Source organism: Streptomyces sp. NBC_00358 (assembly GCF_036099295.1).
Classification (GTDB): Bacteria; Actinomycetota; Actinomycetes; order Streptomycetales; family Streptomycetaceae; genus Streptomyces.
This window is the reverse complement of the sequence record NZ_CP107976.1, coordinates 455,705-467,843: the sequence shown is the minus strand read 5'-3', so window position 1 is coordinate 467,843 and position 12,139 is coordinate 455,705. Positions and strand designations below refer to the sequence as shown.

Sequence of the window (12,139 nt, the reverse complement as noted above, 5' to 3'; positions counted from 1 at the left end):
TTCAACGTGTCTTCACCGACCTCGGGTTGAGAATGGTCTCCACGGCGCGGCCGGTCAGGGTGAAGCCGAGGACGACGATCAGGATGGCGATGCCGGGCGGGTACAGGTACCACCAGGCGCCGGCGGTGACGGCGCCGCCGCTCAGCGCCGAGTTGAGCATCGCGCCCCAGGAGATGCCGGTCGGGTCGCCCAGACCGAGGAAGGTCAGGGTCGCCTCCGACAGGATCGCCGAGGCCACCGTCAGCGTGGAGGAGACCAGGATCAGCGGGGTGACGTTCGGCAGCACGTGCCGCAGCATCACCTGCGGCCCACCCGCGCCCAGCGCCCTGGCCCGCTCGATGAACGGCTTGGCCTCCACCGCGAGGGTCTGCGCCCGCACCAGCCGGGCCGTGGACGACCAACTGGTCACCGCGATGGCGATGGTGATGGACGCGGTGCCCTGCCCGATCACCGCCGACAGCGAGATGGCCAGCGGCAGGCTCGGCAGCGCGATGAACCAGTCGGTGAGGTGCATCAGCGCCTTGCCGGTCCAGCCGCCGTAGTGACCGGCGACCAGGCCGACGGTGCTGCCGAGCACCACCGTCAGCACGGTCGCCATCAGACCGATGGACAGCGAGGAACGGGCTCCCCAGATGACCAGCAGGAGGATGGAGCGTCCCTCCTGGTCCGTGCCGAGCGGGTAACCGCCGAGCGGGGAGTGCAGGGAGGGCCCGTCGACCTTGATGACGTCGAGGTCGTTGTCCGAGATGAACAGCGGTGCGCAGACGGCCAGCAGGCCGAACACGACCAGGATGATGAGGCCGGCCACGCCGGAGCGGATGCGGACGAAGGAGCGGACGAAGCCGGCGAATCCGTCGCGGCGCGGCGTCGGTGCGGCCGGTGGGACCGGCGGCGCGGGGTCGGCCCCCGCCCGCGGCGGGGCGACGGTCAGGGTGAGGGGTTCGTGGTCGGTCACTGGGCACGCACCCGGGGGTCGAGGAAGCGGTAGATCACGTCGGCGAGCAGGTTCATGAGGATCACCGAGGCGCTGAAGACGATGAACGTGCCCTGGAGCAGCGGCAGATCGGGCACCTTCAGGGCCTGGTAGCTGAGCTGGCCCAGGCCCGGCCAGGAGTAGACGGTCTCCACGGTGATGGCACCGCCGAGCACCGTGCCCAGGTGCATGAAGATCATGGTGACCGAGGGCAGCAGGGCGTTGGGCACCGCGTGCCTGCGCCGTACGTCGTCGTCACGCAGGCCCTTGGCCCGCGCGGTGAGCAGATACGGGCTGCCCAGCTCGTCGATGATCGACGAGCGCATGACGGCGACGTACTGGGCGAAGACCACCAGGACCATGGTCAGACAGGGCAGGACCAGGTGCTTGGCCACGTCGAGGACGTGGTCCGGGCCGCCGGTGATCGCCGGGTCGCTCATCCCGCCCGCGGGCAGGAAGCCGGGGATCGGGCCGATGCCGACGCTGAAGGTGATCAGCAGGATCATGCCCAGCCAGAAGGTCGGCACCGACCACAGCGTCAGCGAGGCGCCGGTGGCGATGCGGTCCAGCCAACTCCCTTGCCGCCAGCCGGATCTGACACCAAGCCAGAGGCCAAGCGCCACCGAGATGAGCATGGCCGTGCCCATCAGCAGCAGGGTCGGCCACAGCCGGTCGCTGATGAGGGAGCTGACCGGCTGCTGGAACTCCCAGGAGTTTCCCAGGTGGCCGGTCAGGGTGTCGGTGACGAAGTGGAAGAAGCGTTCGGGCACCGACTGGTCCAGGCCGAGCTGCTTGCGCAGTTGTGCCATCTGCGCGTCGCTGGTGGGGCGGCCGCGGGTGATGGACTGCACCGGGTCGGCCGGCATCAGGCTGAACAGGACGAAGCCGATGACGAGGGTGGCCAGGAAGCTGACGGCCGCGGCCACCAGCTTCGTGGCCAGGTAGCGGGCGAATCCGGAGCCGGGCCGGCGCCCGCCGCGCGGGGCGGCGGGCTCGGCCGTGACGGCGCCGGTGGCGTCGATGGTGTCGGCCACGGTCTACTCGCGGTCGTCGGAGGAGGAGCGGCGGCGTGCCATGAACACTCCGCCCGCGGCCAGGACGACCACCACGGCCGCCGAAGCGCCGATCAGCGTGCCGGAGTTGCCGCCCGAGGAGGAGGACGAGGCCTTGGCGGGGGTCGCGTTCACGTACTGGTGGAAGGAGTCCTGCGCGGGGTAGGCGCCGGCGGAGTTCGCCTTTCCGTCCACGATGCCGCTCACGCGGTCGGTGCGGTACGCGGCGAGACCACTGGCGTTGTAGATCATGATGTTCTCGTTGGCCTTGTACAGGATGGCCTGCATCTGCCGCAGCAGATCCGCCCGCTCCTTGTCGTCGAAGGCGCTCTGCTGACGCAGGAACAGGTTGTCGTAGTTCTTGTCGCAGAAGAACGAGTCCGTGCTGCCGCCCTCGCCCTTGCTGTCGGGCAGCGCCGAGCAGGTCTGGATGCCCAGCAGGTACGTCGGGTCGGGACCGGTCGACCAGGAGTCCATCAGGATGTCCCAGTCGCCCTTGGCCAGGTCGGCGTTGAGCTTGGCGGAGCTCATCGACTGGATGTCGACCTTGACGCCGATCTCCTTGAACCAGCCCGTGAGGTACGTGGACACCTTGGCGTCGCCGTCGTCGTCGGAGTGGATGCCGAGGCGGAACTCCAGCTTGCGCTTCGACTTCGGGTCGACCCGGATCCCGTCCGAGCCCTTCTTGTAACCCGCCTCGTCCAGCACGGAGTTGGCCTTGGCCGGGTCGTAGCCGAACTTCTCGGAGTCGGAGGGCTGCCACGCGTACTGCGGCAGTGACTGCGGCAGGTAGCTGCCACCGACCTCCGCCAGGCCGTTGCGGACCTTCTTCACGATGGTCGCCCGGTCGATGGCGCGTGCCAGCGCCTCACGCACCTTGACGTCGCCGAGCGCCGGGTGACCGGTGCCGATCTTCTTGCCGTCGCGGGTACGGGCGCCGCCGTTGACCTCGATGCCGCTCCAGCGGTTGCCGACCTGCTCGTACGCCTTGATGCCGGACCGGCCCTTGAGCGCCTGGTACTGGGTGGGGTTGAGACCGCTGACGTAGTCCAACTGCCCCGAGCGCAGGGCCGCCACGGCGGCGTCCGTGTTCTTGAACGACTGCTCGATCATGTGGTCGTACTTGGGCGCGCCGAGCAGGAAGTCCTTGTTCGCGTCGAACTTGGCGTACTGCTCGGACTTGTAGTCCGTCAGCGTCCACGGGCCGTAACCGACGATCGGGAAGCTGTCGTTCTTGTAGCTCTTCAGGTCCTTCACATGGGATTCCCATATGTGCTTCGGCACGATCGGGATGCCCGACACCGGGATGCTGACCGACAGCATGGTGGCCTGCGGCTTCTTGGTCTTGACGACCAGGGTGGTGTCGTCCGGCGCGGTCACCGACGCGAAGTTGCTCACCAGGGAGCCGTTGGCGGTGGCCGCCGTGGAGTTGCTCATGATCAGGTTGAACGTCCAGGCGGCGTCCTCGGCCGTGATCGGCTTGCCGTCGCTCCACTTCAGACCCTTGTGGATCTTGAAGGTCCAGGTGAGCTTGTCGCTGGAGGTCGTCCAGGAGTCCGCCAGATACGGCTTGACGGTGCCGTCCTGCTCCACGGTGTCCAGGGCCGGGTAGATGCCGGCGAACACGTCCAGGCTGCCCGCGAAGTAGGCCAGGAACGGGTTCAGGGAGTCGATGCCGATGCCGGTGATCGGCATCCGGAGCGTGCTGCCGCCGTCGTCGGCCACGGCGGCCGGCGCCAGGGCGAGGCCCGCGCCGGTACCGAGGAGCAGTGACGTGGCGAGCGCGGCGGCCTTGCGGCCGATTCTGTGCACAGGGGCGGACGTGGTCATCGTGAACTTCTCCTGGAGGTGCCGGCGGCACGGGGCCGCGAAGGGACGGGCGGTGGGACGGGGCCGCTGGGCCGCGGACCCGGGAAGGGCCGTACGGGGCGCCAGTTGCTGCATAGTGCACCTATTGGTGTGTGCATTGGCTCATGCATTGGTGCATACATGAATGTGAACGTGCGTACGGTGGTGCTGTGGGGCTCTTGGGCGGGGGAGGGGCCGGTCCGCGGGGCCGTGGCCGGCTCGCGCGGGGTTCAGCGGAGGTACGGCGCGGTCATCGCTCCGCGTTCCGGACCCCGGTGCCGGTGCCGGTGCCGGTGCGCAGGAAGTCCTCCAGCACCCGCACGCCGAACTCCAGGCTGCTGACGAGGACCTGCTCGTCGACGCCGTGCACATACCGCCACACGTCGAAGCCGGGAGGGGTCAGGCCGGGGCCGAACCCGTAGCACTGGATGCCCAGTCGGGCGAACGCCTTGGCGTCGGTGCCGCCCGACATGATGAACGGCAGCACCAGCGCCTGGGGATCGGCGCGGCGCAGCGCCGCCGCCATCTCCGCGAACTCGGCCGAGGTGTGGTCCGCGAAGACCGGCGCGGCGAAACTGTGGAAGGACCGCGAGACCTTCTCGCCGAGCAGGGCGTCCACGGTGGCGAAGAAGTCCTCTTCGGCGCCCGGCAGGATGCGGCCGTCCACGCCGGCCGTCGCCTCGCTCGGAATGACGTTGTGCTTGTAACCCGCCTTCATCATGGTCGGGTTGAGGGTGTTGGCGACGGTGGCCTCGACCAGCTTGGCCGCCTCGCCCAACTGCGCGAGCGACGCCGGGTCCGCCGGGTCGACCGTGACGCCCAGACGGGTGGAGAGCCCCTCCAGCAGCGCGGCGACCGCCGGCACGATCCGCACCGGCCAGCGGTGCCCGGCCAGCGCGGCGAGGGTGGCCGCGAGGGTGGCGACGGCGTTGTCCGTGCCGGGCCGGGAGCCGTGGCCCGCCGCGCCGCGCGCCGTCAGGTCCATCCAGGCGCTGCCGCGCTCGCCGACGGCGATCGGGTAGAGCCGGGAGGCGTCCGGCAGATGGACCGAGTAGCCGCCGGACTCGCCGATCGCGGTCGTGACGCCCTCGAAGAGGTCCGTGTGCCGGTCGACGAGGAAGCCCGCCCCCAGCTCGCCGGTGTCCTCCTCGTCCGCGACGAACGCCATCACGATGTCGCGCGCCGGCCTCACCCCGCGGCGCGCCCAGGACCGGGCGGACGCGAGCATCATCGCGTCCATGTCCTTCATGTCCAGCGCCCCGCGACCGAGGATCGCGCCGTCGCGTATCTCCCCGCAGAACGGGTCGAAGCTCCAGTCGGCGGGCTCGGCCGGAACCACGTCGAGGTGGCCGTGGACCAGCAGGGCCGGGGCGTCGCGGTCCTCGCCGGGGATGCGGACCACGGTGCTGGCCCGGCCCGGCGCCGACTCCAGCACGAGAGGCTCGTAGCCGGACTCGGCGAGCAGTCCGGCGGTCCACTCGGCCGCCTCCCGCTCACCGCGGGAGTCACCACCGCCGTAGTTGCTGGTGTCGAAACGGATCAACCGGGCGCAGAACTCGGTGACTTCGGAGATCAGTGCGGAGTCCTCGGCGGGGGAGAGAGCGCCGCCGTCCTGGTGGAGAGAGGGGTCGTTCATGGAGGGGAACCACTTGCTTTCCCGGCGGCAGGGCGCGAGGACGGGGCCTCTGCCGTCGATGGCTCAGCGAGACGGGCTCGCGGAAACGGGGAACAGGCGGGACGGGGAAGGGAGGGGGTGCTCACCGCGCGGGCGGGGGCACGTCCTCCGATTCGGCGGGTAAGCCGGACGGGTCCATGGCGCCGGCGCCGGGCAGGCCGGCAGCGGGTCCCGGGAGATCCGGCGAGCCCCCCGCCTCGCCCGCGGCCGCGACGGACGGCGTCCGGCCCAGGCCGTAGCTGCCCAGGGAGCGGAAGAGCTCCGCCCGGCGCCGGTTGCGCCGGGCCGCCCCCTTGGCGCCCGCGGCGGCCAGCGCCGCCAGCACATGGGCCGCCGCCGCCACCGCCGTCGGCGAGTGGTGCGGCGACTCGCTGCGGGTGTCCACCGCCAGGACGTGCGTGGCGAAGGAGCACACCGGACTGGTGTAGCTGTCGGTCAACGCGATCACCGAGGCGCCCAGCGCGCGGAACTCCCGGGCCACGTCCACCGTCAGGCCGCTGTAGTTGCGGAAGCTGAACACGACCAGGACGTCGTCCGCGTGCGCGTCGCTGATCGCGTTGACCGCCGCGCCTGTCGCCGGCGGCACGAGGAACACGTCCCGCATGCTGCTGGTGAGGTCGCTGGTCAGCAGTGACGCGTACCCGGCCGACTTCAGGTCGCCCAGCACCCACCGCCGACGCGCCCGCAACAGGGCCGCGGCCGCCAACTCCAGGGCGCCGTTGGCCTGGAGATCGGCCAGCGTGCGCCGGAGGTTGCCCTCCTCCGCGGTGATCATCCGGCGCAGCGCCGAGCGCTCCCGCGGCTCGGACTCCGGATCGCGGCTGGTGAACCGCAGATCCGGCTCGGCCAGCCGCAGACCGCTCTCCCGGGCCGCCAGCAGACGCAGGTCGTCGGTGGAGGCGACCCCGGCCGCCGCCAGCAGTCCGTCCAGATCGGCGGCGCTCGCGTCGGCCGCCCGCAGCAGTTGACCGGGGCGCCGCTCCAGCGAGGCGGGGTAGTCCTCCGCCAGCACCTCGAACAGGCGCTGGGCGGTGGGGCCGCACAGTTCGGCCGCGGCACGCAGCAGTTCGAGTGTCGGCGTAGGCGCCAGAGGACCGGTCACTGCTCACCCCTCCCACTCAGGGCAGCCCACACCCGGGAATCCGGGTGCTGAACTGCGTCTCTGCTGACAGTTAAACGGTGGTGTCGGATTGCTTGATCTAAGTGATGCGTGAGTCTTACTGTCGCCGCATGACCTCGTCAAGAGCCACCGGCGCGGAAAACTCTTCGGCCGATCCCCCCGCCTCGCAGCAGAACTCACGCCGCGCCACGGACGGTTCCGTACAGCCCGATGACGAATCGGGCAGCGGCGCGGGAGGGACCGCCCCCACGGACACGGGTCGAGGCGCGCCGCCCGACAGCGCGGACACGGGGCGGAGCGCGCCGCCGGACCGGGCGGACACCGGCGACGTCCTCGCCGCCTCCGTCGCCCGTGTCCGCCGCGCCGCCGGGCTCACACTGAGCGCGGTGGCGACCCGGGCCGGCGTCTCACCGGCCTACGTCTCGCAGATGGAGTCCGGCGCCGCCAACCCCACGGTCCGTACCCTCGGCCAGATCGCCGACGCCCTCGGCGCCACCCCCGCCGAACTCCTCGGCGGAACCGGCCCGGTCACCGCCGCGGCCGCCCCGGCCTTCCCGCCACGCTTCGCCCCGGCACCGCTGCTCGCCCGGACCGACGGGCACCACGGCATCTGGGACCTCACGGCCCCCGGCGCGAGCCGCATCGGAGCCCGGCTGCTCCACGCCGACCTCGGCGACCACGACCACCCGACAGCCCACCCCGGCGAGGAGTTCGCGCTCGTCCTCGCCGGCTCCTGCCGGGTGTCGGTGGGCGGCGTCGTACGGCTGCTGCGCCCCGCCGACAGCTGCCACTTCGCCGCCACCGACGAACACCACTTCACCGACCCCAGCGACGACCTGCTGATGCTGGTCGTCCTCACCGAGGAGTAGCCCCGTGTCCACCGCTCCCTCCCTGCCCGCATCACGCGCGGGGACCCCGCTGCCCGACGGACTGGCCGCGGCCGCCTCACCCGAGACGGCACCCGAGGTGTGGCCGCTGACCGCCCGCACCGTCGAAGGCCGGCTGCACGTGGGCGGGGTCGCCCTGGACGACCTGGCCGACGCCTGCGGCACCGCGCTGTACGTCATGGACGAGGCCGATTTCCGCCACCGGGCCCGGCTGTGGCGCGAGTCCGGCGCGGACCGGGTGCACTACGCCTCCAAGGCGTTCCTGTGCGCGGAGATGGTCCGCTGGGTCGACTCCGAGGGGCTGCACCTGGACGTGTGCAGCGGCGGCGAACTCCGGCTCGCCGTGGACACCGGCTTCGACGCCGCCCGGATCGTCTTCCACGGCAACAACAAGTCCGTACCCGAGCTGGAGGCCGCCGTCGCCCACGGCGTCGGCGTGGTCGTCGTCGACTGCCTGGAGGAGATCGACCGGCTCGCGCGCGCCGCCGCGGCGGCCGACCGGGTCCAGGACGTCTACGTCCGGATCGCCCCCGGCGTCGCCGCCGAGACCCACGACTACATGGCCACCGGCGGCGACGACGTCAAGTTCGGCTTCCCGGTGCGCGGCGGCCACGCCGAGCGTGCCGTGCTCGCCGTCGCGGCGCGCCCCTCGCTGCGGCTCGCGGGGGTGCACTCCCACATCGGCTCGCAGATCACCGCCACCGAGGGACTGACGCTCGCCGCCGAACGGGTCGCCGCCTTCGTCGCCCTGCTCGCCGAGCGGCACGGCATCACGGTCGCGGAGATCGACCTCGGCGGCGGCGCCGGCATCCCCTACCTGCCGGGCCAACCCCGCCTGGACCCGGCCGCGTTCACGGCCGCCCTGCGCGCCGGACTGGAACGGGTCATGCCCGGCTCACCGATACGGCTCGCCGTCGAGCCCGGCCGGTCGATGATCGGCACCGCCGGGGTGACGCTGTACCGCGTCGGCGCCGTCAAGGACGGGCTGCGCCGCCGGTTCGTGTCCGTCGACGGCGGTATGAGCGACGCCCTGCGCCCCTCTCTCTACCTCGCCCGGTACACCGCGTGGACCGCCAACCGCCCCGCCCAGGGCGAGCCGGTGCACGCCGTGGTCGTCGGCCGCCACTGCGAGAGCGGGGACGTGGTCGTACCCGACATCGCCCTGCCGGAGGACATCGCCGCAGGAGACCTCCTCGCGGTCCCCGCCACCGGCGCCTACCACCACGCCATGGCCAGCAACTACAACGCCCAGCCCCGGCCCGCCGTCGTCGCGGTACGCGACGGCCGCGCCCGCCTCATGGTCCGCCGGGAGACCCCGGAGGACCTGCGCCGCCGCGACGCCCATGGCGAGCCGGTGCGGTTGACCGCCGGGTGACCCCGGCGGGGCTCGCGTCCGCCCGGCCCCCGCCGTCTTCCGGTCGGATACGTGCGCACCTGTGGCTCACGTGGCGTGCCTGCGCGGCTCACAGCGGGCGCCGCCGCGACGCCCATGGCGAGCCGGTGCGGTTGACCGCCAGGTGACCCCGGCGGGGCTCGTGTTCGCTTGACCCCGGCCACCCTTCGGCGGAGCCAGGCACACCTGACGCTCACGCGGCAGGCGTACGCGGCTTCCACGGGCGCCGCCGAGCGTCACGCCGGACCAGGGGTCGTCTCCCGGGGACCGGCGAGCCGCCACGCCGCCCCCGGGACCTTCCCCCCCCCAGGACACCTCCCCCTGGGGCCGGTGAGCCGCACCCACAGTCCCCGCCTACGGCGGTCCGCCGCCCAACTCCCCGTCCACTCGTACGCCGCCGAGCTGCGGGCCGGCCCCAGGCCCCCGAGCCCCCGGCCCCCTGGGACCTTTCCCCAGTGGGCCGGTGACCCGCACCCCTGACCCCGCCCACTCCCACGGCGGCCCGCCGCCCGCGTCGCCGCCCAACTCCACCTCCTCCCGTACTCGGAGTCACCCATGTCCACCGAGCCCCACCTGCCCTACGGCACCTGGCCGTCCCCGATCACCGCCGAAGCGGTCGCCGACGCCTCCGGATCCACCTCCTGGCCCTCCGGAGCCGGCGAAGAGAACTGGTGGTGCGCCTCCGACCCGGCCACCGCGACCGTACGGCTGCTGCGCAACGCCCCCGGCCACGAGGAGCCCGTCCCCGTCCTCGCCCCCGGCGTCTCCGTGCGCAACCGCTCCCTCGGCTACGGCGGCAAGCCGTACTGGGTCCGCGCCGCCGATCCGGCCACAGGCAGCCACCTGCTGGTCTTCACCGACCACCGCGACCAGCGGCTGTACCGCGCCGAGGTGCCCCGCCTCGGGGTCGCCGAGGACGACGCGTTCCCGGTGCCCGTGCCGCTCACCCCGGCCGACCCGCCCGACCGGGAGACCTGCTGGGCCGACCCGGTGACCGGCCCGGACGGTACCGAGGTGTGGTGCGTGCGGGAGACCACCCGCTCCGCCACCGGACCGCACGACGCCGACCCGGCCGTCCGCACCGTGCGCGAGATCGTCGCCGTACCGCTGTCCGGCGCCGCCGCCGACGACCCCGGCGCGCTGCGCGTGGTGGCCCGCTCGCACCACTTCCTCTGCGGTCACCGGCTCTCCCCGGACGGCGGGCGGCTCGCCTGGATCGGCTGGGACCACCCCCATATGCCCTGGGACAGCTCAGAGTTGATGGTCGCCGAGCTGCACGACGGCGTCGCGGGCGAGCCCGTCCGGCTGCTCGGCGGCAGCCACGACGGCACCGAGGTCTCCGTCTCCCAGGCCGCATGGGCGGGCCCCGACACCCTCTACGCCATGGCGGACCCGGACGGCTGGTGGAACCTGCACCGCGTCGACCTGGCCACCGACCGGCCGACACCCACCGCGATCACCAACGTCCTTCCCCTCCAGCAGGATTGCGCCGGACCCATCTGGCGCGTCGGCGCGAGCTGGTTCGCCGTGACGCCGTACGGCGTCGTGCTGCCGCACGGCAACGGCTCGCAACGGCTGTCCCGTTGGTCGCCCGAGGACGGCGAACTGACCGAACTCGCCGACGGCTGGAGCAGCTTCCAGGGCGACCTCTGGTCGGACGGCGAACGGATCCTGGTCCGCGCCGCCGACCCGGCCCTCGGCTCCGCCCTGCTGTCGGTGTCCCTGGCCCCCGGCTCCGGCCCGGCCCGACGTACCAGGCCCAAGTCCGAGGACCCGCTGGCCCCTTGGCAGCCCCGGCCCGAACGCCGCACCGTCCACGACGCGCAGGGCCGCCCCGTCCACTTCCTGCTGCACCGTCCCACCCACCCCACCGTCACCGCACCCGAGGGCGAACTGCCGCCCCTGCTCGTGCAGGTCCACGGCGGCCCGACGAGTTCCACCGGCGTCACCGCCGACCTGGAGTACTCCTTCTTCACCAGTCGCGGCTTCACCGTCGCGGACGTCGACTACGGCGGCTCCACCGGCTACGGCAGGGCCTACCGCGACCGGCTGCGCGGCCAGTGGGGAGTGGTGGACGTCGACGACTGCGTCACCGTCGCCCACGCCCTGGCCGCCGAAGGCCTGGCGGATCCCGCGCGTACGGCCGTGCGCGGCGGCTCGGCCGGCGGCTGGACGACCCTGGCCTGTCTGGTCCACACCGACGTCTTCTGCGCGGGCACGGTCCTCTACCCGATCAGCGACCCGGAACGATGGCGGGCCGACCAGACCCACGACTTCGAGTCCCGCTACGTGGACACCCTCGTCGGCGCCCTCCCGCAGGACCAGGCTCGATTCGACAAGATCTCACCCGCCGCGAACGCCGACCGCATCACCGTGCCGCTGGTGATGCTCCAGGGCGCGGACGATTTCATCTGCCGCCCCGACCAGGCCACTTGCATCGTGGACAACCTGGGCGAACGCGGAGTCTGGCACCGCTTCCTGCTCTTCGAGGGCGAGGGACACGGCTTCCGCCGCGCCGACACCGTCCGCCGCTCCCTGCTGGCCGAAGTCGCCCTCTACCGCGAGGTCCTCGGCGCCCACATCGCCCCAGACGTCTCCCTGGACGCCGACGCCCTGTGATCCGGAACGGCCGGGCGACGCCCTGTGCGTCCCCGGCCGTACGAGTGACCGAGGGTCTCTCGGAGGGGGCGGGGGAGTCGCGGCCGCGCTGACGGTGCGGAAACGAGGGCGGGGAAGCGGGTGCCGGGATGGTGCCGACAAGGCGCGTACTGGGCGGCCCGCGCGCCGGCCATCGAGGCGTAGCGCCCCTTGGCGGCCATGAGTCGTGGTCCTGTGCTCGACGATTCGCCTGTCGTGAAGGAGGTGGATGCGGTCGGCGGGACGGACGCCGGACGAGCGATGGGTGACCACGACGAGGGCCTGGTTCACGGCGGCGAACCACTTCGACGGCCGCCTCTCAGCAGCCCGCCACTGACCCCAACCACCCCAGTTGAAGCGCTCGTCGACAGACCCAGACCTGGGGCCTCATCGGCAGAGAAGAATTGGGGGCGGTTGCACGACCCGCAATTCTCCCACGACTGTCCCTAGGGTTTTCTTTAGAGATCCCCGGCTGTCAATTCGCGTGCACGTCGACCATTGGGGATTCCCCTAAAACTGATCCGCTGCAGCGGCGGAGCGCGGCTGTGGGGCCG

The 12,139-nt window shown here is 72.3% G+C and carries 8 protein-coding genes; 3 read left to right on the top strand and 5 right to left on the bottom strand.

Annotation, left to right across the window (positions count from 1 at the left end):
• Nucleotide 1: 1 nt before the first annotated feature.
• The 5 genes from OHT01_RS01810 to OHT01_RS01790 form a co-directional block, all read right to left on the bottom strand.
• Nucleotides 2–955, bottom strand: a complete 954-nt coding sequence (locus OHT01_RS01810; protein ID WP_328551302.1) for an ABC transporter permease — start codon at nucleotides 953–955, stop codon at nucleotides 2–4.
• Nucleotides 952–2,007 carry an ABC transporter permease gene (locus tag OHT01_RS01805; protein WP_328551301.1) on the bottom strand — a complete coding sequence of 352 codons (1,056 nt, stop codon included), beginning with the start codon at nucleotides 2,005–2,007 and terminating at the stop codon, nucleotides 952–954. Before OHT01_RS01805 ends, OHT01_RS01810 begins: the two co-directional genes overlap by 4 nt.
• Nucleotides 2,008–2,010: 3 nt before the next feature.
• Nucleotides 2,011–3,855 carry an ABC transporter substrate-binding protein gene (locus tag OHT01_RS01800; RefSeq protein WP_328551300.1) on the bottom strand — a complete coding sequence of 615 codons (1,845 nt, stop codon included), beginning with the start codon at nucleotides 3,853–3,855 and terminating at the stop codon, nucleotides 2,011–2,013.
• A gap of 268 nt (nucleotides 3,856–4,123) precedes the next feature.
• On the bottom strand, nucleotides 4,124–5,509 hold the full coding sequence (locus OHT01_RS01795; RefSeq protein WP_328551299.1) for a M20/M25/M40 family metallo-hydrolase: 1,386 nt from the start codon (nucleotides 5,507–5,509) through the stop codon (nucleotides 4,124–4,126).
• 121 nt (nucleotides 5,510–5,630) lie between these two features.
• Complete coding sequence (locus tag OHT01_RS01790) at nucleotides 5,631–6,650, bottom strand: MurR/RpiR family transcriptional regulator (protein WP_328551298.1); 1,020 nt, start codon at nucleotides 6,648–6,650, stop codon at nucleotides 5,631–5,633.
• 128 nt (nucleotides 6,651–6,778) lie between these two features.
• Here OHT01_RS01790 and OHT01_RS01785 point away from each other — a divergent pair, with 128 nt between their 5' ends.
• The 3 genes from OHT01_RS01785 (at nucleotide 6,779) to OHT01_RS01775 (ending at nucleotide 11,567) form a co-directional block, all read left to right on the top strand.
• Nucleotides 6,779–7,537: an XRE family transcriptional regulator gene (locus OHT01_RS01785; protein WP_328551297.1), complete on the top strand. Its 759-nt coding sequence runs from the start codon at nucleotides 6,779–6,781 to the stop codon at nucleotides 7,535–7,537.
• Between the two features lie 4 nt (nucleotides 7,538–7,541).
• The gene (lysA, locus tag OHT01_RS01780; RefSeq protein WP_328551296.1) at nucleotides 7,542–8,930 is read left to right on the top strand and encodes a diaminopimelate decarboxylase; all 1,389 of its coding nucleotides are present in this window, start codon (nucleotides 7,542–7,544) and stop codon (nucleotides 8,928–8,930) included.
• 573 nt (nucleotides 8,931–9,503) lie between these two features.
• The gene (locus OHT01_RS01775) at nucleotides 9,504–11,567 is read left to right on the top strand and encodes a prolyl oligopeptidase family serine peptidase (protein ID WP_328551295.1); all 2,064 of its coding nucleotides are present in this window, start codon (nucleotides 9,504–9,506) and stop codon (nucleotides 11,565–11,567) included.
• Nucleotides 11,568–12,139: the final 572 nt, after the last annotated feature.